This window comes from Micromonospora sp. WMMC273 (assembly GCF_027460285.1).
GTDB lineage: Bacteria > Actinomycetota > Actinomycetes > Mycobacteriales > Micromonosporaceae > Micromonospora > Micromonospora aurantiaca.
This window is the reverse complement of record NZ_JAPZBE010000001.1, coordinates 3,069,506-3,091,576: the sequence shown is the minus strand read 5'-3', so window position 1 is coordinate 3,091,576 and position 22,071 is coordinate 3,069,506. Positions and strand designations below refer to the sequence as shown.

The window sequence follows — 22,071 nt, the reverse complement described above, 5'->3', positions numbered from 1 at the left end:
GGCGGGTCGGGTGGTCCCGCGCGCCCGCGCACCCGGTAGGTTGCCGGGCATGGCGGAGGCGGAGACCGGCCGGATCGTGGAGATCTGGACCGACGGCGCGTGCAGCGGCAATCCCGGGCCGGGCGGGTGGGGTGCGGTGCTGCGCTGGGGCGGGCACGAGCGGGAGCTGTGCGGCGGCGAGGCCACCCCGACCACCAACAACCGGATGGAGCTGACCGCCGCGATCCGGGCGCTGGAGAGCCTGACCCGCCCGGTCACGGTACGGCTGCACACCGACAGCACGTACGTGCGCAACGGCATCACCGGCTGGCTGAACGCCTGGAAGCGCAACGGCTGGCTGACCGCCGCGAAGCAGCCGGTGAAGAACGCCGACCTGTGGCAGGCGCTGGAGGCGGCCTGCGCCCGGCACGACGTGACGTGGCTGTGGGTGAAGGGCCACAACGGGCACCCGGAGAACGAGCGCGCGGACGCGCTGGCGAACCGGGGCATGACCGAGGCGCGGGGCGCCGGCCCGGCCGCCACCCCGCGTGCGCGTCAGCGCAGCGGCCGGCCCTCCTCGATCTCCTCCGGCTCCTCGGACGGGTCGCCGGTGCCGGAGACCGCGTCGACGTCGTAACCGGCCCGGCTGACCTCGCGTGCAGAGCGCCGGTCCTCGGCGGGCAGATCGGCGAAGTCGTCACCGGTGTCGTCGGTGGTGTGCAGGGATTCGCCCGGTGGGCGCAGGGACGCCTCGTACGCGGTCGCGCCGTCGGGTTCGTCGCCGGCCGCGCGGCCGAAGGACTCTTCACTGGTCATGTCGCACTCCTGCCCGCAGCGGGTGACGGCAAACGTTCAGCGGGCGGCGTCCCGTCCGCGGGCCGCGTCCGGGTGGGTCGGCATCGAGGAGCCGCCCGAGCTGCTGCCGGAGGCGCCGCCAGCCATTCCGGATCCGTCGTCCTCGGTCACCTCGTCCGGTTTCGGCGCACCGGGAGCGGGCGCCGGCACGTCGGTGTCCGCGGCCGTCTGCACCAGGGGCACCTGCCCGGCCTCGTCCTCGGCGTGCGCCGGGTCGACCGGCTCCTCACCGTCGCGTGCCCGATATCCCACCGGGGGCCCCTCCCGTCGGCAACACTCGTCCGCACCGCCTTCCCCACCCCACCCCCACCAAACCGCCCCCGCCCCATCACGCCGTGATCGAGGAGTTCGTGTTCCGATCCGGCCCCGAACCGGACACGAACTCCTTGATCAACGCCGAGGTCGGGGTCGGGAGCGGGGGTGGGGGTGGGGGTGGCGGGGCTGGGGGTTTGTCGGGGTCAGGGTCAGGGACCAGTGGGACGGGCGGCGTAGGCCCGGCGGCAGGACCGTGCGGTGGTCGCCGCGTGCGGCGTCGAGCTGCGACTGGTGCGTGAACAGGCACTCGCCCAGGTCCGCGCCGCGCAGGTCGGCTCCGCGCAGGTCCGCGCCGGTCAGGTCGGCGGCGCCGAGGCGTACGCCCCGCAGGTCGGCGCCGATCAGGCAGGCGCCGCGCAGGTTCGCCCCGGCCAGCGGGGTACGGCGCAGGTCCACCCCGATCAGCATCGCGCCCCGGCGGTCCGGCCCGGCCTTCCCGGCGCGGGCCTGTTCGGCGGCACGGGACAGCAGCCGGTTGGCCCGGTCCCGGTGCGCGTCGACGTCGAGCGCGAGCAGGTCGTCGGGGGTGCCGTCGGTGAGCCGGCCGGTCTCGTCGAGCGCGGTGGTCAGCTCGTCGCGCAGCGGGCCGGGCGGGGTCAGGCGTACCGCCTCGGTCAGGTACCACAGCAGCTCGTGCAGCGGCCGCAGCACGGCGAAGCTGCCGAACATGCGCTGTGCGGTAGCCGGGTCGGCGCGCCAGTCGCGGCCGGCGAACGTGTGCTGCGTGAGGTGCTGACCGGCGCCGAAGCAGTCGAACACGGTGCATCCAGGGAAGCCGCGTTGCCGCAGCTCGGTGTGGATGCCGCAGCGGAAGTCGGCGCCCAGGTTCGGGCAGGGCCGCCCGGCGGGCTTGTCGATGGCGAAGTCGGCCGACGCGGTGAACGCGGGAGCGACGCAGCACACTCCGGCGCAGCGCGAGCAGTCCGCCCGCAACTCCCGCCCGTCACCCACCCGTCCTCCTCCCGGCACGGCACCCATTCTCCCCACTCCACCGGCCCACCTCCCGACCCACCCCGTCGATCATGAGGTTGACGGCGACAAATCGGACCGGAACCGCCGCCAACCTCATGATCAACGCGACAAGGAGGGGGTCAGAAGGTGAAGAGGGAGGCGGTGGTGCGCTGCATCAGGCAGGCGTTGCCGAACGTCCGGGTGTAGGAGATCGGGCGGGTCTGCCAGATGCCCACGGCACGCGCGACGACCGGGGCGTACTGGGACGTGCAGGGCGCGCCGTGCACGTCGAGCGCGTCCAGGTCGCCGTCGACGCGGGCGACGAGCCGGCAGGCGGTGATCGGGTCGGGGTGCAGGCCGCCGGTGGGCCCGCAGGTCAGCACCGTGGCGCGCGGGCCGGCGCCGTCGTCGACGGTGAGCAGCAGCACCGAGGGGGTCTCCGGGCCGGGGCGCGGCGCGGCCTGCGCGGGGGAGGCCGGCGCGGCGAGGCCGCCGAGCACGGCGGCCAGGGCCGCAGCGGCGGTACGTCGGGCGAAGGGCATGGGTGGTCCTTCCGTCGGGGCCCCGGGTGAGGGCCGGTGGACGGCCCGGCACGTCGTGCGAACCGGACCGCCGAGAACCCTAGGTGGACGGTGTGAACGCGAAGAGTCACGAAGTGTTACACCGGTCGACGCTGCCGCCCGGCTGGTGTGACATCGGCGTACGGGAATGCCCGAACGGCTGACAACCGCCCGAGTGCCTTGCGGCAACGCATTCCGAATTCGTGGAACGGCCACCTGAAAGGCTGACAACCGAATCGAGCCGTTATTGCGCCGATGCATTCCGTACGCCGGATCGTTGTCAATGCACGACAACCGGAACGGCCGTTACCGGAACGATTCTTTCCAGTGCGTCATAGCGCATTACCGTCGGGTGGCAGGCCGTTTTCGTCCCCGTCGGGAGGACTGCTCATGAGCGAACTGTCGTACTCACCGGCCGCTCCCGGCCCCGATGTCGAGGCCGTTCCTGGCCCTGCCGGCCGGCCCGGCGAATTCGTCGGCCGGTCACCCGGCCGGCTCGCCTGGCTGCGGCTCAAACGCGACCGTACGGCCCGCGCCAGCGCCGTCACGCTCGCCGTCGCCGCCCTTGTCGCGCTCGGCGCGCCACTGCTGGAACGGCTCACCGGAATCGACCCGACCGACAAGTTCGCCGACCGCCTGAACGATTTCGGAATGCCGATCGGGTATGCCGGTGGAATCAGCGCCGACCATTGGCTCGGGCTCGAACCGGGCAGCGGGCGGGACATCCTGATGCAACTGGTCTACGGCCTGCGGACGTCCCTGTTCATCGCGTTCGCCTCGGCGCTGCTGGCATCCGGCATCGGTGTCGCCGTGGGTGTGCTGGCCGGGTGGGCCAGAGGCTGGCTGGACAGCGTCGTCAACTGGCTGATCGACCTCACGCTGGCGTTCCCGTTCCTCATCTTCGCCCTCGCGGTCATCCCGATCCTCCAGGACCGCTTCTACTCCGACCGGGAGGCACCGTCGCCGGCCTTCCGGGTGGCCCTGATCGTCGCCACCTTCGGCCTGTTCAGCTGGACGTACACCGCGCGGCTGGTCCGCGGTCAGGTGATCTCGCTGCGCGAGCGGGAGTTCGTCGAGGCGGCCCGGGCCGCCGGCGCCGGCACCGCGCACATCATGCTGCGGCAGCTGCTGCCGAACATCTGGGCGCCGATCCTGGTCACCGTCTCGCTGATGGTGCCGCAGTTCATCGCCATCGAGGCGGCGCTGGCGTTCGTCAACATCGGCGTCACCGAACCCACGCCCGACCTGGGCCGCATGATCTTCAACAGCATCGGCTACGTCGCGAGCGACCCCTGGTACACCCTGTTCCCCGGGTTGACGGTCTTCCTGCTGGTCCTGGCGTTCAACCTGCTCGGCGACGCGCTGCGCGACTCGCTGGACCCCCGCTCCACCCGGTAGTCCCCACGGCCATCAGTGCCCGGCCGGCGGGGGCCGCCGGGCAGGAAGGAGCACACCGTGCGCGCACGAACCCGGACACTGACAGGTGTCCTCGCCGCGGCGGCGCTGGCCGCCGCCGGCTGCAGCCCCACCACCGACGACGGCGGGGGCGGCGACGACCAGAAGACCAAGACCCAGAGCGGATCGATCTCGTACGAGGCCGCCGACAACCAGGGCCCGGCGAAGGACGTCGCCGGGGCGACCCGCGGCGGCACCCTCACCGTGATGCAGCCGGCCGACTTCGAGCACCTCGATCCGGCCCGCAACTACGTCAACGTGCAGCAGGTCGCCGGTGGGCTGCTCTACCGCTCGCTCAACGGCTACAAGGAGGACGGCACCGGCAAGCTGCTGCTCGTCGGCGACCTGGCCACCAACCCCGGCAAGGACGTCAACGGCGACTGCAAGGTCTGGGAGTTCACCCTCCGCGACGGCGTGAAGTACGAGGACGGCACGCCCGTGTCCAGCAAGGACGTCGCCCACGGCATCGCCAGGTCGTTCGCGGCGAACCTCAACGAGGGCCCGCACTACATCCAGCAGTGGCTCTACCCGGGCGGGGCGTACAACGCGACCTACAAGGGACCGTACGACGGTGGCAAGCCGGTGCCCGACGGCGTCGCCACCCCCGACGACCGGACCATCCGGTTCACCTTCCCGCAGCCGCACTGCGACCTGCCGTACGCCGCGGCGCTGCCCACCAGCGCGCCCGTGCCCGCGGCGAAGGACACCCGCGCCAACTACGACCTGCGGCCGTTCTCGTCCGGGCCGTACCGGGTGAAGACCTACCAGCGCGACGTGTCGCTGGAGCTGGAACGCAACCCGAACTGGGATCCGGCGACCGACCCGATCCGCAACGCGTACCCGGACGCGATCCGGATGACGTTCGGCCTGGAGCAGGCCCAGATCGCCGAGCGCCTGGTCGCCGACGGGCCGGCCGACCAGGCGGCGCTGAGCTGGTCGGACGTGCCGCCGTCGGTGCTGCCCCGCACCACCGGATCCGGCGTCGCCGACCGGGTGGTGCGCGGTCCGACGCAGTACAACTGGGTGCTGAGCATCAACACCCAGCGGGTCACCGACCTGAGCGTACGGCGGGCGCTGAACTACGCGGTCGACAAGGACGCCCTGCTCAAGGTGCTCGGCGGGCAGGCCGCCGGCACCCCGGCGACCACGCTCATGTCACCCACCACCGCCGGTTTCGTCCCCTACGACCTGTTCAACGCCCCGGTCACCGGCGACAAGGCCAAGACCGCCGAGCTGCTCGCCGGCAAGCGGCCGAAGCTGGTCCTCGCCCACTCCAACCTGGAACTGCGCACCCAGCAGGCCGAGGCACTGCGCAAGAACCTCACCGACATGGGCTTCGACATCGTGATGAAGCCGATCGACAACAGCAGCTACTACGACGAGGTCGGCCGCAAGGACAACCCGTACGACATGTACCTCACCGGCTGGGGCTCGGACTGGCCCACCGGCTCGACTGTCATCCCGCCGGTCTACGACGGACGGGAGATCGTGGCCGAGGGCAACCAGAACCTGTCGTACCTCAATGAACCGTCTGTGAGCGCGGAGATCGACCGGGTTCGCGACCTGCCGGCCGCGGAGCAGGACGCCGGCTGGATGGCGCTCGACCGCATGATCATGGAGAAGTACGCGCCTGTGGTGCCCTGCTACTACGACGCCACCTACGAGCTGCACGGTTCGAAGGTCGGCAACGCCTTCCTCAGCGACGCGTTCGGGATCATCTCGCTCAACGGCATCTATGTGAAGAAGTGACAGCCGCGCGGGGGCGGCTGTCACGGCGGTCGCCCCCGCGCCCACCCCGGGGGAGGTGCTCCCGTGCTCCGTTTCGTCGTACGGCGGCTGCTCGTCGCCGCCCTGACCCTGGTCGTCATCAGCCTTGTCACGTTCGGCCTGTTCTTCGCGGTGCCGAGCAGCCCGGCGAAGGTGATGTGTGGCAAGAACTGCACGGCCGAGGACATCGCCCAGGTCGAGCGCCGCCTCGGCATCGACCAGCCGCTGCCCCGGCAGTACGCCGATTTCGTCGGCGGCGTCTTCGCCGGCCGGACCTACGGCGAGGGCGACTTCCGGCAGGACTGCCCGGCGCCCTGCCTCGGCTACTCGTTCCGCAACAACCAGCCGGTCACCGAGATCGTCGCCCAGCGCGCCCCGGTGACGTTCAGCATCGTCCTCGGCGGCGCCGTGCTCTGGCTCGGCCTCGGTATCTCGCTGGGCATGGTGTCGGCACTGCGCCGGGGTACGGCGTTTGACCGCGCCGCCATCGGCGTCACCCTGGCCGGGGCGTCGATGCAGGTCTACTTCTTCGGTCTGATCCTGCTCTACCTGCTCGTCTACTCCACCGGCCTGCTGCCGTTCCCCAGCTACACGCCGCTGACCGAGAGTCCGCTGCGCTGGGCGGCCGGACTGCTGCTGCCCTGGATGACGCTCGGTTTCCTCAACTCCGCGCTGTACGCCCGGCTGTCCCGGGCCCAGATGCTGGAGACGTTGTCGGAGGACTTCGTCCGTACCGCCCGGGCGAAGGGCCTACCCGCCCGGACGGTGCACACCCGGCACGCGCTGCGGGCGGCGATCACACCGATCGTCACGATCGCCGGGCTGGACATCGGCACCAGCCTCGGCGGCACGTTCATCACCGAGACCATCTTCGGCCTCCAGGGTCTCGGGAAGGCGACTGTGGAGGCGGTGCAGTTCCTCAACCTGCCGGTGGTGATGGCGACGGTGCTGCTGGCGGCGGTGTTCATCGTGGTCGCCAACATCGTCGTCGACGTGCTGTACGCGGTGATCGACCCACGGGTCCGGCTGGGCTGAGGAGGAGGAGACGGACATGGTGGAGCTTCCGGCGCCGCGTCGCGGCGAGGGCCCGTACCTGCGGGTCGAGGATCTGCGGGTGCGGTTCGACACCGAGGACGGTGTGGTGCGGGCGGTGGACGGGGTGTCGTTCGCTGTGGAGCGGGGTCGCACGTTGGGGATCGTGGGTGAGTCCGGTTCCGGTAAGAGCGTCACCTCCCTCGCGATTCTGGGTTTGCACAACGCGAAGCGCACGACCATCTCGGGGGAGATCTCGGTGGGTGGGCGTCAGTTGGTGGGGTTGGGTGAGGAGGAGGTGCGGCGGCTGCGGGGCCGGGACATGGCGATGGTCTTTCAGGATCCGTTGTCGGCGTTGCATCCGTACTACTCGGTGGGTAGGCAGATCGCGGAGGCGTATCGGGTGCATCACCCGAAGGCCGGCCGACGCGAGGCCCGCAGCCGGGCGGTGGACATGCTGGGGCGGGTCGGTATCCCGCAGCCCGCGAAGCGGTTCGAGCAGTATCCGCATGAGTTCTCGGGTGGGATGCGGCAGCGGGCGATGATCGCGATGGCGCTGGTGAACGATCCGGATTTGTTGATCGCGGATGAGCCGACGACGGCGCTTGATGTGACGGTGCAGGCGCAGATCCTGGATCTGTTGGCGGATTTGCAGGAGGAGTTCCGGTCGGCGATCGTGTTGATCACTCACGATCTGGGTGTGGTCAGTCAGGTGGCTGATGACGTGTTGGTGATGTATGCGGGTCGGGGGGTGGAGCACGGGAGTGTGGAGCGGGTGTTGCGGGCGCCGCAGCATCCGTACACGTGGGGGTTGTTGTCGAGTGTGCCGTCGTTGCACGGTGACGCGGATGCGGACCTGGTGCCGATCCCGGGTAACCCGCCCAGTCTGATCAATCTGCCGTCGGGGTGTGCGTTTCATCCGCGGTGCCGGTGGGCCGACGTCAACGGCGACCGGTCCCGTACCGAGGTGCCCGAGCTGGTCTCGGCGGGCACGGCCGGGCATCTGGTGGCGTGTCACCTGCCGGTCGCCGCGCGGGAGCGGATCTACCGCGACGAGGTCGCACAGGTGGGGGTGGCCCGATGAACGTGGTGGCGAACGGACAGGCGCCGGTGGTGGGCGCCTCGGGGGCGGTAAGCGGCCCGGGCGACGCAGCCCGGCTCGCGGCCGAGCCGCTGCTGTCGGTGCGCGGTCTGACGAAGCACTTCCCCGTCCGGCAGGGCCTGCGCAGCACGGGTGCGGTGCGGGCGGTCGACGGGCTGGACTTCGACGTGCGGCCGGGCGAGACGCTCGGGCTGGTGGGGGAGTCGGGGTGTGGGAAGACCACGACCGGGCGGATGCTGGTCCGCCTGTTGGAGCCCACGGCCGGGTCGATCGCGTTCGCGGGGCGGGACATCACGCATGCGAAACGTGGTGAGTTGCGCGGGCTGCGGCAGGACCTGCAGATCATCTTCCAGGACCCGTACGCGTCGCTGAACCCGCGCCACACGGTCGGGCGGATCGTGGCGATGCCGTTGCAGGTCAACCGGATCACCCCACCCGGCGGCGTCAAACACCGCGTCCAGGAACTCCTCGAACTCGTCGGGTTGAACCCGGAGCACTACAACAGGTATCCGCACGAGTTCTCCGGCGGGCAACGCCAGCGCATCGGCATCGCCCGCGCCCTGGCGTTGAAGCCGAAACTGATCGTGGCCGACGAACCCGTCTCGGCGCTGGACGTGTCGATCCAGGCGCAGGTCATCAACCTGCTGCGCAGCCTGCAACGCGACCTGGACCTGGCGTTCGTGTTCATCGCCCACGACCTGGCCGTGGTCCGGCACTTCTGCCACCGCGTCGCCGTCATGTACCTCGGCAAGATCGTCGAGATCGGCGACCGCGACACCATCTACACCCGCCCCCAGCACCCCTACACCCGGGCGCTGCTGTCCGCCATCCCCGACGTCACCACCCTCGGACCCGCCGGCCGCATCCGCCTCACCGGCGACGTGCCCACCCCACTCAACCCACCATCGGGCTGCCGCTTCCGGACCCGCTGCTGGAAAGCCACCGACCACTGCGCCACCGAAGAACCCGCACTGACCACCCGCGACGACGGCGGGCAGCTCACCGCCTGCCACTACCCGGAGAGGCACACGCCATTCGATGCGGTCATGGGAGCCGAGCCCGCACGTTGGCCAGGGGACGCCGAGCGGTCACAGCGGTGACGGGTCGTCGCGCAGCCGGCTGTAGAGCCACCCGTCACGCCAGGCGCCGGCCCGGAACTCACAGGCCCGCAAGACCCCCTCCAGTTGGAAGCCGGCCTTCTCCAGCGATCGCTGCTCGGCAAGGTTCTCGGGGTGGGTGCCGGCCTGGATGCGCTGCGCCGGGGTGTGGCTGAACAGGTAGTCGCAGAGCAGCGCCTGGGCCCGCCAGCCGAGACCCCGGCCGCGCCATTCGGGCAGCAGCACGATGCCGATCTCCCAGTACGGTGCCCGCCCGCCGTGCTGGCCCTGGCGATAGCTGAGGAATCCGGCCGCGACGTCGGGGGGCTCGACCTGGACGATCAGGCCGCCCACCTGCTCGCCGAGATAGCCGTCCTCGGCGAAGCGGCGGGCCGGAGCGGCGGCGTCCCGGAAGCCGGCCCAGTCGAGCCCGATCAGCCCGGGTTCGACAGCGAAACGGCGCAGCATCGCCAGGTCGTCCTCGGCCACCGGGCGCAGTCGTACGGTCGAGCCGGGCGCCTTGTGCACGACGCCGGCCACCAGCGGATCGGAACTTTGCATCCTCCGCACCGTAGTGACGGGCCGGGCCGCCCGCTGCCCCCGCGCCGGGCTGACCGCCTAGACGGAACGCCACGAATCAGAAGGCAGCGCAGACGCCTGCGGCCCCATCACCAGCATCCCACCGTCCACCGCCCACGACGCGCCCGTCACGTACGCCGCAGCCGGCGAGGCGAGCATCGCCACCACCGCCGCCACCTCCCGGGCGTCACCGGGACGTCCCACCGGCACGCCGGGCCGGTCCTGCGTGAACGGGTCGACGTCCTCCTGCCCGGTCATCGGCGTGGCGATCTCACCCGGCGCGACCGCGTTGACGGTGATCCCGTCGGCCGCCAGTTCCTGCGCCATCACCTTCGTGAGCAGGCCGAGCCCGCCCTTCGCCGCGCAGTACGCCGACGAGCCGACCCGGGGCGCGTGCTCGTGCACGCTGGTGATGTTGATGATCCGGCCGCCCCGTCCGGCCGCGCGCATGCGCCGGGCGGCCCGCTGCGAGCACAGGAACGGGCCGTCCAGGTCGACCGCCAGCACCTCGCGCCACTTCGCCCAGCTCACGTCCACGAACGGCTCGGACAGGCCGGTACCGGCGTTGTTGACGAGCACGCCCAGGCCGCCGAGCCGGTCGGCCAGCTCGTCGACGACCGCCGCCGCCTCGGGGAGCCGGGTCAGGTCCAGCTCGACGGTCTCGCAACGGCGGCCGGTGGCACGCACCTCGGTGGCGGTGCGGCCGGCGCCCGCGGCGTCGCCGTACCAGGTGACGCCGATGTCGTAACCGGTCTCGGCGAGCGCCACCGCGCACGCCTTGCCGATGCCGGAGTCCGCGCCGGTGACGATCGCGACGCGGTCGTAGTCCTCGTATCGTTCGGGCATGTCCGCGCACTACCCGCGGGCGGCCACCTCAACCGGCCGGACGACCCCGGCTCACCCGGCGGTTTCGTCGGACCCGCTCGCTAGGGTACGGGCGTGATCGCCGATGACTCCGATGCCGTGACAGTCCGCTTCCTGCGCATGATGCGTGCCGAGATGGGCGCCGAACGGGTGGGCGAGGATTCGCTCGGCCGCACCGCCGATCTCGCCCGGCGTTGGTGGGGCACCGGCGACGCCGCCGACGCGCGCCTCGCCGACGCGCTGCGCGAGCTGCACGGCGAGCCGGTCGACCTGGCCGATCCGCACGACGTGGCGGGTGCCGCGAGCGCCCTGACCGCCGACGCCGGTGTGCTGACCGAGCCGGATCCGCGCGGCGCGGCGATCGCCCGGTTCGCCGCCAACGCCCGGCGGCTGCGCACCGGCGAGATCACCCCGGCCGAGTTCGACGAGCTGATGGCGCGCGACCGCACCGACGCCCCCGACGCCTGACGACGAGCCGGGCACCTGCCGGCGTCGTCGCCGGACGCCCGGAACCTGCGCACCGGCGGCACGCCGCGCGACCGGCCGTCGCTTACGAGGGCGGGTCAGCCCGTCCGGACCGGCACGGCCAACTCGGGCGCGTCAGCGGTGAGCAGCGCCGTCCGCGACGGCACGCGCCACAGCTCGTCCAGGGCCGCCGCCAGCTCGTCCAGCATCAGGCGTACGGTCGGCGCCGCCCCGTCGTGCATCGCCTCGACCACGATAAGCACCTCGGCGGTGCCGGCCCGTACCGCCGACGTGCCGCTCTGCCGGTGGCACCAGCGCCGGGCGTGCGCGTTCCCGCCCTGGTCGGCGAAGATCACCTCGCCGGACGCGGGCTGCTCGGACTCCCCGCCGAGGCCCAGGTAGGACTCGGTGCCGTCGGCCGCGCGGACGGTCAGGTCGCCGTCGATCCCGGCCAGGTCGAGCACGGCGACCGGGACCGCGTACCGGACCGAGAGCGCGTTGCCGAGGTCCACGAGCGGGTGCAGCCGGGGCAGGTCGCCGTCGCGCCGCAACCGGCGCAGCAGTGACTCGGCCGCGCAGCGGTAGCGGGTCGGCGGGCAACCCATCCGGGCGAACGCGCGGCGCCACGCCTGGATCTCCGGGAAGCCACCCTCCGGCCCGGCGGCGAGCCGGTCCCGGGCGGCGCCGAGATGCCCGGCGGACAGTGGTGTGACGTCGACGTCCGGCGTGACGCCGCCGGCGTGCAGGACGCCGCAGGTCAGCTCCGGATAGGCCGACCAGATCTCGGGGGAGTGCCGGAAGCGCACGGGAAAGACTCCTTCTACGGGCGAGCGAGTACGGGTCAGGCGGTGAACGCGAGGCCGAGGCCCAGGACGAGGAAACCGCCGGCGAAGGCGTGCCGCAGCAGCCCGGTCAGCCGGGGCCGGGACAGCACCCGGCGGCGCAGCGCGCCGGCCAGGAGGGCGTACCCGGCGAACACCAGCAGCGTGACAGCCATGAACACCAGGCCGCAGGCGAGCATGCGCACGGTGGCGGCGGGCGCGTCCGGCGGTACGAACTGCGGCAGCAGCGCCACGAAGAACACCGTCACCTTCGGGTTCAGCAGGTTCAGCAGCACCCCGTCCCGGAACACCGCTGACGTCGGACGTGGGGGCCGGTCGCCGCCGACGGTGAGCGTGCCCCGGTCGCGCAGCGCCGACCAGGCCATCCAGAGCAGGTACGCCACACCCAGCCAGGTCACCACGCGGAACGCCGGCGTGCCGGCGCGCAGCAGGGCGGCCAGGCCGGTCACCGCGGCGATCACGTGCGGGACGAGGCTGAGCGTGCCGCCGGCGGCAGCGGCCAGCCCGGCCCGGCGTCCGCCGGTCACGGCGTTGGCGAGCGTGTGCATCACCCCGGTGCCCGGCGTGATCGCGACGACGAGCGAGGTCAGCAGGAAGGCGACTGTCATAAGGTCCAGCCTGTGACCATAATGGTCCGATGGACAGGGCCAAAGCTGTCGTCATCGAGAAGTCCAAAACGGCCGGTGCGGACTTCCTCCAGCTCGACGTCGGCGAGGCGCCCCCAGGCGGCCGCGCGGACTGGCTGGCCGCCCGGCTGCGATCGGCCATCGCCGACGGCCGGGCGCCGGTGGGCACCCGCCTGCCGGCCAGCCGGGTGCTCGCCGCCGAGCTGGGTGTCTCCCGGGGCGTGGTGACCGAGGCGTACCAGCGGCTGGCCGAGGACGGGCAGGTGGCCGGGCGCGGCCGGGCCGGCACGGTGGTGGTCGCCTCACCGGCCGCCGTGGTCACCCGGCCGCCCCGGCCCAGGAGAGCGGCGGAGGTGTTCGCCGGCCGGCCCGGACTCGACGCCTTCGACGAGCTGCGCGCCGTACCCGCCGAGGTGGACCTGACTCCCGGCGTACCCGATCTGGCGGCCTTTCCCCGCGCGGCCTGGCTGCGGGCCGAACGGGCCGTGCTGCACCGGATGACGCCCGCCGCGCTCGCCTACGGCGACCCGGCGGGCGCGCCCGCGCTGCGGTCGGCGGTGGCGAACTGGCTGGCCCGCAGCCGGGGCGTCCGCGCCGACCCGGCCGAGGTGGTGATCGTGGCCGGGGTGTCCCAGGCGCTCGGCCTGCTCGCGCGGGTGCTGCGCGATCGGGGTACGCACACCGTCGCGGTGGAGGACCCGGGCTCGCTCGGCGTACGGCAGCACCTGGCCTATTCCGGGCTGGCGACACCGCCGGTCCCGGTGGACGACAGGGGCCTGCGCGTCGACGAGCTGGAGCGGTCCGGCGCGCCCGCCGTGCTGCTCACCCCGGCGCACCAGTTCCCGACCGGGGTGGTGCTCGACGGCGACCGGCGCCGGCGGCTGCTGCGGTGGGCGCGCGACGGCGGCCTGGTGGTGGAGGACGACTACGACGCCGAGCACCGCTACGACCGTCCGCCGGTGCCGGCGCTGCGCGGCATGGCGCCGGACCGGGTCTGCTACGTCGGCAGCATCTCGAAGCTGCTCGCGCCGGCGCTGCGGATCGGGTGGCTGCTGGTGCCGCCCGCGCTGCACGCCGACACGGTGGCCGCGAAGCGGGCGGCCGACCTCGGCAACGCGGCGCTGGCGCAGCTCGTGCTGGCCGAGCTGATGGAGTCCGGGGCGCTGGAACGGCACCTGCGGCTGCTGCGGCACCGGCACGTACGCCGCCGGGACGCGATGATCCGCGCGGTTCGCGCGTACCTGCCCGGGGCGGTGGTGCACGGCGCGGCGGCCGGGCTGCACCTGATGGTCACCCTGTCCGGCGACGTCGACGACCGGGCGCTCGCGGCGGCGGCGCTGCGCCGCGGCGTGAAGGTCCACCCGCTGTCCTGGCACGGCCAGCGCCCGCAGCCACCCGGCCTGGTCCTCGGCTACGCGGCGACCCCGCCCTTCGACCTCGACCGAGCCCTCTCCACGGTGGCCGAGGCCCTCCGCACCCTCACCCCGCCCCGGTGATCAAGGAGTTCGTGTCCGAGTCGATCTCCTCGAAGGACACGAAGTCCTTGATCATCAACGGAGGGGCGGGGTGGGCGGGTGGTAGAGGGTGGCCAGGACGGTGGCGGTCTCGGCCAGGCGGGCGCGCAGCGGCGCGGGGGAGAGGACCTCCACGTCGGCGCCGAGCCGGAGCAGGTCGCCGTGTGCGTGGGTGAGCGACTCGATCGGGATGACCGCGTGCACCCAGCCGGTGGCGTCGGGCGGGCCGGCGCTCGCCTCGGCGGCGGCCACCACCACGTCGCTGCCGACCTCGCGCAGCCGGGCGAACCCGTGCGGCGACAGCCGGATACGCGCCTCGTCGCGGTGCAGCCCGGCCCGGAACTCCACCACGTGCGCCCGCCACCAGGCCGGCAGGTCGAACTCGGGCCGCTCGAACGGCTCGTCCAGCGGGGTCAGGTCGAGGATCTGGTTGACCCGGTAGGTGGCCGGATCGGCGCGGTCCGGCCGGGCGGCGACCAGGTACCAGCGGCCGCCCTTGAGCACCAGCCCGTACGGTTCGAGGACCCGGGTCGTCTCGCCCCGCCAGCCCCGGTAGCGCACCCGGACCCGGTGCTGCCGCCACACCGCCTCGGCGGCCTCGGCCAGGTACGGCGACGGGTCGCCGTCGGAGTACCAGCCCGGCGTGTCCAGGTGGAACCGCTGCTCCAGCCGGGCCGCCCGGTCGGCCAGCGGCGCTGGTAGCGCGGCGCGCAGCTTGAGCTGGACGGCGGTGACGACCGACTGGTAGCCCAGCTCGGCCGCCGGTCCGGGGAGCCCGGCGAAGAGCAGCCGGTCGGCCTCCTCGGCGGTCAGCCCGGTCAGCCGGGTCCGCCAGCCCTCCACGAGCCGGTAGCCGCCGTCGTGTCCGGCCTCGCCGTACAGCGGGATGCCCGCGGCGTGCAGCGCCTCGACGTCCCGGTAGACGGTGCGCGCCGACACCTGGAGGCGGGCGGCCAGGTCGGCGGCGGTGAGCCGGCCGTGCGCCTGGAGGAGCAGGAGGATGGACAGAAGTCGACTGGCCCGCATTCTACTGACACTAGCTGTCAGGGGAGCGGTCCTAGCGTGCCCACATGGCTTTTCACGACAAGGAGCTCACAGTGCCGGGGGCCGTCGAGGTGGCCGGCCGGCACGTCAAGCGCTACCACATGGACCAGCCGGACCGCCGCCTCGAACCGCGGGTGGTCGACGCCGCGTACGCGTACCTTCCCAAGCTGCTGCCCGGTCCCGACGGCGCCACCCCGCCGGCGAGCTGGGTGGTGCTGCACCGGGGCGCGGACAGCGGCGCGTACCTGCTGGCGTACAGCTGGTTCTTCGACAACGTGGTCGAGTGCCGCATCGCGATCGCCGGGCAGCCCGCGCTGGACTGCCCGGACGACGACCCGGCGCACTTCGTCGACCTGACCCGCCCCGGCGTCGGATGCGTCTGGGAACTGGGCGTGCTGGAACACGAGCGCACCGCCTGGATCCGGCACGTGCTCGCGCCGGACCGGCCGGACCTGGCCGGCTACCTGGCCGACGCCCGGCCCGAAGGGCCGGTGGGATTCTGATGGGCGACTTCGACTTCCTCGTCGGCACCTGGGACGTGACAAACCGGCGCCTGCGGCAGCGCCACGTCGGCGGCGACGACTGGGACGAGTTCGCCGGTGTCAGCGAGGCCCACTCGTTCTTCGACGGCGCCGGCAGCTTCGACGAGATGCGCTGCCCCAGCCGGGGCTTCTCCGGCTCCTCGGTACGCATCCTGAACCCGTCGACCGGGCTGTGGTCGATCTACTGGATGCACAGCGCGCGGGGCGTGCTGGAGCAGCCGCCGGTGGTGGGCCGGTTCACCGACGGCATCGGCGAGTTCCACGCCGACGACACCGACGAGGGGCGGCCGGTGCGCTGCCGGTTCCTCTGGTCGGCGATCACCGCCGGCTCCTGCCGCTGGGAACAGGCGTTCTCCACCGACGGGGAGCGCACCTGGGAGACCAACTGGATCATGGAGTTCCGCCGGACGGCATGACCGGCGGCGTGGTGGTCCGGTAGATCGCGGTGAGCCACACGTCGAGCAGCACGTCCACCACGTCCCGCTCGGCCACCGCCGGGCCGTCCCCGGCGAACGTGGCGTACCAGACGCGCTCGTTCATCGAGTTCAGCGCGATGGCGAGGTCCCGGGCGGGCAGCCCGTCCGGGGCCGCGCCGCGGGCGCGTTCGGTCTCGATCGCGGCCTGCACCGCGCGGACCCAGCGTTCCAGCACCTCGGCCCAGAGCCGCCGCACCTCGGCGTTGGTGCCGCGCACCTGGGCGCAGGCCAGCACCACGTCACGGTGCCCGCCGAACGTGGCGTGGAACCGGGCGATCAGCTCCCGCCAGTGGGCGCGTGGATCCTCGGCGAGCCGCTCGAACACGCCACCGGCGGCGGCGTCGGCCTCTTCGGTGACCCGGTCGAGCAGCGTGAGCAGCACCGCGTCCTTGGACGGGAAGTAGAAGTAGAACGTGGGCCGGGAGATCCCCGCGCCACGCGCCAGGTCGTCGATGGAGATGTCGGCGAAGGGACGCTCGGCCAGCAACCGCTCGGCCGTGGCCAGGATCGCGGTCTCCCGGTCGTCGCCGGTGGACCGGCCGGCCCGCCGCCCGCGCGTCGGCGCGGCGCCGGTCGGCGTACGGGCGGTAGTCATGTCGGCAGATGCTACACCCGCTCGACACCGTGTCGATTCGACTCGACACGGTGTTGACTGCGGTCGACGGCGATGGATAGTGTCCGGTCCACCGCCGGTGCGAACGGGAGAAACCGATGGCCGCAGACCACGTCGACGTCCTCATCGTCGGGGCCGGCCTGTCCGGCATCGGCGCCGCCGTCCACCTCGGACGCGAATGCCCCGGCAAGACCTACGCGGTACTGGAGGCCCGGGGCGCCATCGGCGGCACCTGGGACCTGTTCCGCTACCCGGGCATCCGCTCCGACTCCGACATGTACACCCTCGGCTACTCGTTCAAGCCGTGGACCGACCCGAAGGCCATCGCCGACGGCGACTCCATCCGGGCGTACGTGCGCCAGACCGCCCGGGAGTACGACGTGGAACGGCACATCCGCTTCCACCACCGGGCGGTGCGCGCCGAGTGGGACAGCGCCACCGCGCGCTGGACGGTGCACGCCCACCGCGACGACACCGGCGAGGACGTCACCATCACCTGCGGGTTCCTGTTCACCAACTCCGGCTACTACCGCTACGACGAGGGCTACACGCCGCGGTTCCCCGGCATCGAGAAGTACGCCGGCACGCTCGTGCACCCGCAGCACTGGCCCGAGCACCTGGACTACACCGGCAAGCGGGTCGTGGTGATCGGCAGCGGCGCCACGGCTGTCACGCTGGTCCCGGCCATGGCCGAGCGGGCCGCCCACGTCACCATGCTCCAGCGCTCACCCACGTACGTGATCGCGCTGCCCTCGCGCGACCCGTTCGCCGACGCCGCGCGGCGCTGGCTGCCCCCGAAGGCCGCGTACGCGGTGGCCCGGTGGAAGAACGTCACGCTCGGCGTGGCGAACTTCCAGCTCAGCCGCCGCGCCCCGGGCGTGGTGAAGCGGTTCCTGCGCCGCGCCGCGAAGGGCCGGCTCCCGTCCGGGTACGACGTCGACAGGCACTTCTCGCCCCGCTACAAGCCGTGGGACCAGCGCCTGTGCGTGGTGCCGGACGGGGACCTGTTCGCCGCGCTGAGCGCGGGCCGCGCGTCGGTGGTCACCGACACCATCGACACGTTCACCGAGCGGGGCATCCGGCTCGCCTCCGGTGAGGAGCTGCCCGCCGACGTGGTGGTCACCGCCACCGGCCTCAACCTGCTCGCGCTCGGCGGCATGACGCTGGTGGTCGACGGCGCCGAGGTCGACCTCGCCTCGACTGTGGCCTACAAGGGCATGATGCTGTCCGGCGTGCCGAACTTCGCCATGACCATCGGCTACACGAACGCCTCCTGGACGCTCAAGGCCGATCTCGTCGCCACGTACGTCTGCCGGCTGCTGCGCCACCTCGACGACACCGGCCGGCAGATCGTCACACCGCTCGCCCCGGACACCGACGACCTGGTGCCGATCATCGACCTGCAGTCCGGCTACGTGCTCCGCGCCGTCGACCAGCTGCCCAAGCAGGGACCGCAGGCGCCGTGGCGGCTGCACCAGAACTATCCCCGCGACGTACGCCTGATGCGGCACGGCCCGCTCACCGACGGCGTCCGGTTCGACCGCGCCGGCGTACCCGCCACCGCGGCCACCACCTCGGGAGGAACCGATGCGTGACCTCGTCCTCCCCGGCGGCACGGCGGTGCTCACCGGCGCGGCGAGCGGCATCGGCGCGGCGCTGGCCCGCGGGCTGGCCCGGCGCGGCGCCGACCTGGTGCTGCTCGACCGGGACGCCGACGGCCTGGCCGCCACCGTCGCCGCGATCCGGGCCGCGTATCCGGACCGGCGGGTGGAGACCCACGTGGTCGACCTGGCCGACGCCGACGCCACCGACCGGGTCGCCGCCGAGATCCACCGCGCGCACCCCCGGATCCGGCTGCTGATCAACAACGCCGGTGTGGCGCTGGGCGGGCGCTTCGACCAGGTCACAGTGGAGGAGTTCCTCTGGGTCATCGAGATCAACTTCCGGGCGGTGGTCCGCCTGACCCACGCGCTGCTGCCCGCGCTCAAGGCCGAACCCGGCGCCCACCTGGTGAACGTGTCCAGCCTGTTCGGCCTGATCGCGCCCGCCGGGCAGGCCGCGTACGCGGCGAGCAAGTTCGCCGTACGCGGCTTCACCGAGGCGCTACGGCACGAACTCGTCGACGACGGCATCGGTGTCACCTCGGTGCACCCGGGCGGCATCCGCACCCGGATCGCGGCCAGCGCCCGCGTGGGCAGCGGCGTCTCCCGGGAGGAGTACGAGGCCGGGCGCAAGCAGTTCGAGAAGCTGCTCACCATCGACCCGGCCACCGCCGCCGAGGTGATCCTGCGCGGCGCGCAGCGACGCCGCGGCCGGGTGCTGATCGGCTGGTCGGCGAAGCTGCCCGACCTGCTCGCCCGCGTCGCGCCGGCCGGATACGGCAGGGTGCTGGCCCTGGGCATGCGGCAGCGCCCCGCCCGCCCCGGCGCCGCACCCCAAACGCCGCCCGCCGTCCCGGCCCGGCCCGCCGCCGGGGCGCCCGACGCCGCCGTGCCGGTTCCGTCTCCCCGGACCGTCGAGGAGACCGCGCCGGAGCCCGGACGCCGGGCGTGACGCTCGTCCTGCCCCCGGCCGGCGAGCGCACCGTCGACGGCCGGCGCGTGCGCTGCCGGATCAGCGGCGACGGGCCGCCCGTGGTGCTGCTGCACGGCATCGGCCGTACCCTCGACGACTTCACCGCCCTGCACACGGCGCTGGCGCGCGACCACCTGGTGCTCGCGGTGGACCTGCCCGGGCACGGCGGCTCCGCGCCGCTGGACGGCCCGCACACGCTTCCGGCGCTGGCCGCCGCGGTGGCCGGCTTCCTGGACTCAGCCGGGGTGACCGGCCCGGCGCACCTGGTCGGCAACTCCCTCGGCGGGGCGGTGGCGATGCGGCTGGCCGCCGACGCGCCGCAGCGCGTCGCCAGCCTGGCGTTGCTCAACAGCGCCGGCTTCGGCCGCGAGGTGACTGTGGCGCTGCGGCTGCTGGCGGTACGCCCGCTGGCCCGCCTGCTGCTGCGCCCCGGATCCGAGGATCATCCGCCGGACCGAGCGGGCCATCTTCCACGACCCGGCGTACGTCACCGAGGAGCGGCTCGCCGTCGCGCTCGCGGTGGCCGGGCAGCCGCACTCCGCCCGGGTGATGCTGGAGCTGGTCCGCGACCTGGGCACCTGGCGCGGCGTACGCCCGCAGTGGCGCACCGACCTGCTCGACGCGGTGGCCGCGCTCGACCTGCCCACACTGCTCGTCTGGGGCGAGCGCGACCTCATCCTTCCCGCCGCGCACCTGGCGTACGCCCGCACCCGGCTGCCGCACGCGCGCAGCCACCTGTTCCGCGACACCGGGCACATGCCGCAGATCGAGCGGACCGCCGAGGTGGAGGCGCTGCTGCGGGAGCTGTGGGCCTGACCGTGGCCCGCGCCACTGTCCCGGCCCGCGCCGGACCGCCCGGGGAGCCCGGGGAGCAAGCTTAGATACATGACGCATCCCAGCCGGACCGCGCCGTCCGCCGCCGAGCGGGCGTACCGGCACCTCAAGCAGGCGATCCTCGAACAGGTCTACCCGGGTGGCCAGCTCGTCAGCGAGGGCGAGATCGCCGAGGCGACTGGGGTGTCCCGCACCCCGGTCCGGGAGGCGCTGCTGCGGCTGGAGACCGAAGGGCTGGTCAAGCTCTACCCGAAACGCGGCGCGCTGATCCGGCCGGTGTCGGCCCGGGAGATCGCCGACGTCATCGAGGCCCGCCGCCTGGTCGAACTGCACGCCGCCGACCGGGTCTGGCCGCGCCGCGCCGAGCTGCGCGCCGACCTGGCCCGCTGGCTGGACGAGATGCGCCGCGCGCACGCCGCCGGTGACATCACCACCCTGATGGCCGCCGACCGCTCGTTCCACGCCGCGGTGGTCGAGGCGGCCGGCAACGAGATCCTGGCGGAGCTGTACCACCGGCTGCGCGACAGGCAGCTGCGGATGGGTGAGGCCAGCTTCCGGCTCTCGCCAGGCTGGGCCGAGGTCGCCCTCGCCGAGCACGCCGGTCAGCTCGCCGCGCTCGACGGCGACGACCCGCAGGCGTGGCACGACGCGGTCGCCGCGCACATCGACACCGCCGCGCGGATGCTCGGGACGCTGCGGTGAACGCGGGTCGCCGCCCCGCCGCCCTGGTGTACGCGGTAGCCGTCACCGCCTACCTGACGGCCGTGTTCCACCGCAGCTCCCTCGGCGTGACAGGGGTCGACGCGGCGGACCGCTTCCACATCAACGCCGCGGCGCTCGCCACGTTCTCCGTCGCCCAGCTCGCCGTCTACGCCGCCATGCAGGTGCCGGTCGGCGTGCTGCTGGACCGCTACGGCTCGCGCCGGCTGCTGCTGGCCGGCGGCGCGCTGATGGTGGCCGGACAGCTCCTGTTCGCCGTCGCCACCGACGTACCGGCCGCGGTCGCCGCGCGGGTGCTGGTCGGCCTCGGTGACGCCATGACCTTCATCAGCGTGCTGCGCATCGTCGCGTTCTGGTTCCCCGGCCGCCGCAACCCGCTGCTGGTGCAGCTCACCGGCACCGTCGGCCAGCTCGGTGCGGTGCTCGGCGCCGTACCCCTGGTGCTGCTGCTGCACCGCGCGGGCTGGACCCCGGCGTTCCTGACCGCCGCCGCGCTCGGCGCGACGGTGGTGCTGCTGGTCCTCGTCGCGGTCCGCGACACCCCGCACGCCGAGCACGCCACCGCGCTCGCCCCCGACCTGGCCACCGTACGCCGCCGGCTCGCCGAGGCCTGGGCCGAGCCGGGCACCCGGCTGGGCCTGTGGACGCACTTCGTCACGCAGTTCTCCGGCGCGGTGTTCGCGCTGCTGTGGGGCTACCCGTTCCTGGTGCAGGGACAGGGCTTCTCGCCCACCGCGGCGGCCGGGCTGCTCACCGTGATGACGATGGTGACGCTCGTGTGCGGGCCGGTGCTCGCGCACCTGTGCGGCCGCTACCCGTTCCACCGCTCGGTGCTGGTCTTCGCGATCACCGCCGCCACCGCCGGGATGTGGGCGGTGGTGCTCGCCTGGCCCGGCCGCGCGCCGCACTGGCTGCTGGTGGCGCTCGTGGTGGTGCTGGCGGTGAACGGCCCCGGTTCGATGATCGGGTTCGACTACGCCCGGTCGTTCAACCCGGTGCACCGCATCGGCAGTGCCACCGGCATCGTCAACGTCGGCGGTTTCGTCGCCTCGATCGTGCTGATCCTGGGCGTCGGCGTGGTGCTCGACCTGGCCACCCCCGCTGGGTACGACGCGCCGCCGCTGTCCGCGTTCCGCTGGGCGTTCGCCGTCCAGTTCCTGCTCTGGGCGCTCGGCGCGGCGCAGGTGCTGCGCTACCGCAACGCCGCCCGTCGCCGGCTCGCCGACGAGCGGGCCGCCGCCGCGGTGCCGGCGGCGGCCTGAGTA

General features: G+C 73.1%; 25 protein-coding genes and 1 pseudogene. 16 read left to right on the top strand and 10 right to left on the bottom strand.

Annotation, left to right across the window (positions count from 1 at the left end):
- Nucleotides 1-49 precede the first annotated feature (49 nt).
- Nucleotides 50-616 (top strand): ribonuclease HI, encoded by a 567-nt coding sequence (gene rnhA / locus O7611_RS14490; RefSeq protein ID WP_194799427.1) that lies wholly within the window; start codon nucleotides 50-52, stop codon nucleotides 614-616.
- Here rnhA and O7611_RS14485 read toward each other — a convergent pair.
- From O7611_RS14485 to O7611_RS14470, 4 genes are all read right to left on the bottom strand, one after another.
- Nucleotides 535-795: a hypothetical protein gene (locus O7611_RS14485; protein ID WP_013286433.1), complete on the bottom strand. Its 261-nt coding sequence runs from the start codon at nucleotides 793-795 to the stop codon at nucleotides 535-537. The genes rnhA and O7611_RS14485 overlap by 82 nt on opposite strands.
- Nucleotides 796-831: 36 nt before the next feature.
- Entirely contained in the window at nucleotides 832-1,086 is a 255-nt protein-coding gene (locus O7611_RS14480) for a hypothetical protein (RefSeq protein ID WP_013286432.1), read from the bottom strand.
- A gap of 138 nt (nucleotides 1,087-1,224) precedes the next feature.
- Complete coding sequence (locus O7611_RS14475) at nucleotides 1,225-2,127, bottom strand: pentapeptide repeat-containing protein (protein ID WP_269697034.1); 903 nt, start codon at nucleotides 2,125-2,127, stop codon at nucleotides 1,225-1,227.
- A 113-nt stretch (nucleotides 2,128-2,240) separates the two neighbouring features.
- The gene (locus tag O7611_RS14470) at nucleotides 2,241-2,642 is read right to left on the bottom strand and encodes an SSI family serine proteinase inhibitor (protein ID WP_194799429.1); all 402 of its coding nucleotides are present in this window, start codon (nucleotides 2,640-2,642) and stop codon (nucleotides 2,241-2,243) included.
- 408 nt (nucleotides 2,643-3,050) lie between these two features.
- Between O7611_RS14470 and O7611_RS14465 the strand changes: the two genes are divergently transcribed.
- From O7611_RS14465 to O7611_RS14445, 5 genes are all read left to right on the top strand, one after another.
- Complete coding sequence (locus tag O7611_RS14465) at nucleotides 3,051-4,058, top strand: ABC transporter permease (RefSeq protein WP_269697033.1); 1,008 nt, start codon at nucleotides 3,051-3,053, stop codon at nucleotides 4,056-4,058.
- Between the two features lie 57 nt (nucleotides 4,059-4,115).
- On the top strand, nucleotides 4,116-5,864 hold the full coding sequence (locus O7611_RS14460) for an ABC transporter substrate-binding protein (RefSeq protein WP_269697032.1): 1,749 nt from the start codon (nucleotides 4,116-4,118) through the stop codon (nucleotides 5,862-5,864).
- Nucleotides 5,865-5,927: 63 nt separating this feature from the next.
- The gene (locus O7611_RS14455; protein ID WP_269697031.1) at nucleotides 5,928-6,917 is read left to right on the top strand and encodes an ABC transporter permease; all 990 of its coding nucleotides are present in this window, start codon (nucleotides 5,928-5,930) and stop codon (nucleotides 6,915-6,917) included.
- Between the two features lie 16 nt (nucleotides 6,918-6,933).
- Complete coding sequence (locus tag O7611_RS14450; protein ID WP_269697030.1) at nucleotides 6,934-7,998, top strand: ABC transporter ATP-binding protein; 1,065 nt, start codon at nucleotides 6,934-6,936, stop codon at nucleotides 7,996-7,998.
- Nucleotides 7,995-9,116, top strand: coding sequence for an ABC transporter ATP-binding protein (locus O7611_RS14445; protein WP_269697029.1), 1,122 nt, complete (start codon nucleotides 7,995-7,997; stop codon nucleotides 9,114-9,116). Before O7611_RS14450 ends, O7611_RS14445 begins: the two co-directional genes overlap by 4 nt.
- On the opposite strand, the gene O7611_RS14440 is transcribed toward O7611_RS14445, so the two are convergent.
- Nucleotides 9,105-9,674 carry a GNAT family N-acetyltransferase gene (locus O7611_RS14440; RefSeq protein ID WP_194803463.1) on the bottom strand — a complete coding sequence of 190 codons (570 nt, stop codon included), beginning with the start codon at nucleotides 9,672-9,674 and terminating at the stop codon, nucleotides 9,105-9,107. The two genes, O7611_RS14445 and O7611_RS14440, sit on opposite strands and share 12 nt — an antisense overlap.
- Nucleotides 9,675-9,731: 57 nt before the next feature.
- Complete coding sequence (locus O7611_RS14435) at nucleotides 9,732-10,538, bottom strand: SDR family oxidoreductase (RefSeq protein ID WP_269697028.1); 807 nt, start codon at nucleotides 10,536-10,538, stop codon at nucleotides 9,732-9,734.
- A 93-nt stretch (nucleotides 10,539-10,631) separates the two neighbouring features.
- Here O7611_RS14435 and O7611_RS14430 point away from each other — a divergent pair, with 93 nt between their 5' ends.
- Complete coding sequence (locus O7611_RS14430; RefSeq protein ID WP_269697027.1) at nucleotides 10,632-11,024, top strand: hypothetical protein; 393 nt, start codon at nucleotides 10,632-10,634, stop codon at nucleotides 11,022-11,024.
- Nucleotides 11,025-11,119: 95 nt separating this feature from the next.
- Here the strand turns inward: O7611_RS14430 and O7611_RS14425 are convergent, their stop codons facing one another.
- Entirely contained in the window at nucleotides 11,120-11,827 is a 708-nt protein-coding gene (locus tag O7611_RS14425) for a B3/B4 domain-containing protein (RefSeq protein WP_269697026.1), read from the bottom strand.
- 35 nt (nucleotides 11,828-11,862) lie between these two features.
- The gene (locus O7611_RS14420) at nucleotides 11,863-12,471 is read right to left on the bottom strand and encodes a LysE family translocator (RefSeq protein WP_194803467.1); all 609 of its coding nucleotides are present in this window, start codon (nucleotides 12,469-12,471) and stop codon (nucleotides 11,863-11,865) included.
- A gap of 29 nt (nucleotides 12,472-12,500) precedes the next feature.
- Here O7611_RS14420 and pdxR point away from each other — a divergent pair, with 29 nt between their 5' ends.
- Nucleotides 12,501-13,985, top strand: coding sequence for a MocR-like pyridoxine biosynthesis transcription factor PdxR (gene pdxR / locus O7611_RS14415; RefSeq protein WP_194803468.1), 1,485 nt, complete (start codon nucleotides 12,501-12,503; stop codon nucleotides 13,983-13,985).
- Between the two features lie 54 nt (nucleotides 13,986-14,039).
- Here the strand turns inward: pdxR and O7611_RS14410 are convergent, their stop codons facing one another.
- Nucleotides 14,040-15,029: a helix-turn-helix transcriptional regulator gene (locus O7611_RS14410; protein ID WP_269697025.1), complete on the bottom strand. Its 990-nt coding sequence runs from the start codon at nucleotides 15,027-15,029 to the stop codon at nucleotides 14,040-14,042.
- 44 nt (nucleotides 15,030-15,073) lie between these two features.
- On the opposite strand from O7611_RS14410, the gene O7611_RS14405 reads away from it, so the two are divergent.
- Together O7611_RS14405 and O7611_RS14400 are read left to right on the top strand one after the other, a co-directional pair.
- Nucleotides 15,074-15,550 carry a hypothetical protein gene (locus O7611_RS14405; RefSeq protein ID WP_269697024.1) on the top strand — a complete coding sequence of 159 codons (477 nt, stop codon included), beginning with the start codon at nucleotides 15,074-15,076 and terminating at the stop codon, nucleotides 15,548-15,550.
- Nucleotides 15,550-16,005: a hypothetical protein gene (locus O7611_RS14400; protein WP_269697023.1), complete on the top strand. Its 456-nt coding sequence runs from the start codon at nucleotides 15,550-15,552 to the stop codon at nucleotides 16,003-16,005. Before O7611_RS14405 ends, O7611_RS14400 begins: the two co-directional genes overlap by 1 nt.
- Here the strand turns inward: O7611_RS14400 and O7611_RS14395 are convergent.
- Nucleotides 15,980-16,660: a TetR/AcrR family transcriptional regulator gene (locus O7611_RS14395; protein ID WP_194803472.1), complete on the bottom strand. Its 681-nt coding sequence runs from the start codon at nucleotides 16,658-16,660 to the stop codon at nucleotides 15,980-15,982. The genes O7611_RS14400 and O7611_RS14395 overlap by 26 nt on opposite strands.
- Before the next feature lie 116 nt (nucleotides 16,661-16,776).
- Here O7611_RS14395 and O7611_RS14390 point away from each other — a divergent pair, with 116 nt between their 5' ends.
- From O7611_RS14390 to O7611_RS14360, 6 genes and pseudogenes are all read left to right on the top strand, one after another.
- Nucleotides 16,777-18,273 (top strand): flavin-containing monooxygenase, encoded by a 1,497-nt coding sequence (locus tag O7611_RS14390; RefSeq protein ID WP_269697022.1) that lies wholly within the window; start codon nucleotides 16,777-16,779, stop codon nucleotides 18,271-18,273.
- Nucleotides 18,266-19,231 (top strand): SDR family NAD(P)-dependent oxidoreductase, encoded by a 966-nt coding sequence (locus tag O7611_RS14385; protein WP_269697021.1) that lies wholly within the window; start codon nucleotides 18,266-18,268, stop codon nucleotides 19,229-19,231. Before O7611_RS14390 ends, O7611_RS14385 begins: the two co-directional genes overlap by 8 nt.
- Nucleotides 19,228-19,974 (top strand): annotated as a pseudogene (locus O7611_RS31995) (alpha/beta fold hydrolase); the annotation flags it as partial. The gene O7611_RS14385 and the pseudogene O7611_RS31995, both read left to right, overlap by 4 nt.
- Nucleotides 19,892-20,068 carry an alpha/beta fold hydrolase gene (locus tag O7611_RS14370; protein ID WP_442929391.1) on the top strand — a complete coding sequence of 59 codons (177 nt, stop codon included), beginning with the start codon at nucleotides 19,892-19,894 and terminating at the stop codon, nucleotides 20,066-20,068. The pseudogene O7611_RS31995 and the gene O7611_RS14370, both read left to right, overlap by 83 nt.
- Nucleotides 20,069-20,137: 69 nt before the next feature.
- The gene (locus tag O7611_RS14365) at nucleotides 20,138-20,788 is read left to right on the top strand and encodes a GntR family transcriptional regulator (RefSeq protein WP_194803476.1); all 651 of its coding nucleotides are present in this window, start codon (nucleotides 20,138-20,140) and stop codon (nucleotides 20,786-20,788) included.
- Nucleotides 20,785-22,068, top strand: a complete 1,284-nt coding sequence (locus O7611_RS14360; protein ID WP_194803477.1) for an MFS transporter — start codon at nucleotides 20,785-20,787, stop codon at nucleotides 22,066-22,068. The genes O7611_RS14365 and O7611_RS14360 overlap by 4 nt, the downstream gene beginning before the upstream one ends.
- Nucleotides 22,069-22,071 lie beyond the last annotated feature (3 nt).

Excerpts from the sequence above, each read along its gene's own strand:
- O7611_RS14465 (WP_269697033.1), top strand. The coding sequence starts at position 3,051 with ATGAGCGAACTGTCGTACTCACCGGCCGCTCCCGGCCCCGATGTCGAG.
- O7611_RS14385 (WP_269697021.1), top strand. The coding sequence starts at position 18,266 with ATGCGTGACCTCGTCCTCCCCGGCGGCACGGCGGTGCTCACCGGCGCG.
- O7611_RS14400 (WP_269697023.1), top strand. The coding sequence starts at position 15,550 with ATGGGCGACTTCGACTTCCTCGTCGGCACCTGGGACGTGACAAACCGG.
- O7611_RS14435 (WP_269697028.1), bottom strand. The coding sequence starts at position 10,538 with ATGCCCGAACGATACGAGGACTACGACCGCGTCGCGATCGTCACCGGC.
- rnhA (WP_194799427.1), top strand. The coding sequence starts at position 50 with ATGGCGGAGGCGGAGACCGGCCGGATCGTGGAGATCTGGACCGACGGC.
- O7611_RS14365 (WP_194803476.1), top strand. The coding sequence starts at position 20,138 with ATGACGCATCCCAGCCGGACCGCGCCGTCCGCCGCCGAGCGGGCGTAC.
- O7611_RS14420 (WP_194803467.1), bottom strand. The coding sequence starts at position 12,471 with ATGACAGTCGCCTTCCTGCTGACCTCGCTCGTCGTCGCGATCACGCCG.
- O7611_RS14395 (WP_194803472.1), bottom strand. The coding sequence starts at position 16,660 with ATGACTACCGCCCGTACGCCGACCGGCGCCGCGCCGACGCGCGGGCGG.
- O7611_RS14410 (WP_269697025.1), bottom strand. The coding sequence starts at position 15,029 with ATGCGGGCCAGTCGACTTCTGTCCATCCTCCTGCTCCTCCAGGCGCAC.
- O7611_RS14405 (WP_269697024.1), top strand. The coding sequence starts at position 15,074 with ATGGCTTTTCACGACAAGGAGCTCACAGTGCCGGGGGCCGTCGAGGTG.
- O7611_RS14390 (WP_269697022.1), top strand. The coding sequence starts at position 16,777 with ATGGCCGCAGACCACGTCGACGTCCTCATCGTCGGGGCCGGCCTGTCC.
- O7611_RS14440 (WP_194803463.1), bottom strand. The coding sequence starts at position 9,674 with ATGCAAAGTTCCGATCCGCTGGTGGCCGGCGTCGTGCACAAGGCGCCC.
- O7611_RS14485 (WP_013286433.1), bottom strand. The coding sequence starts at position 795 with ATGACCAGTGAAGAGTCCTTCGGCCGCGCGGCCGGCGACGAACCCGAC.
- pdxR (WP_194803468.1), top strand. The coding sequence starts at position 12,501 with ATGGACAGGGCCAAAGCTGTCGTCATCGAGAAGTCCAAAACGGCCGGT.
- O7611_RS14470 (WP_194799429.1), bottom strand. The coding sequence starts at position 2,642 with ATGCCCTTCGCCCGACGTACCGCCGCTGCGGCCCTGGCCGCCGTGCTC.
- O7611_RS14475 (WP_269697034.1), bottom strand. The coding sequence starts at position 2,127 with ATGGGTGCCGTGCCGGGAGGAGGACGGGTGGGTGACGGGCGGGAGTTG.
- O7611_RS14445 (WP_269697029.1), top strand. The coding sequence starts at position 7,995 with ATGAACGTGGTGGCGAACGGACAGGCGCCGGTGGTGGGCGCCTCGGGG.
- O7611_RS14450 (WP_269697030.1), top strand. The coding sequence starts at position 6,934 with ATGGTGGAGCTTCCGGCGCCGCGTCGCGGCGAGGGCCCGTACCTGCGG.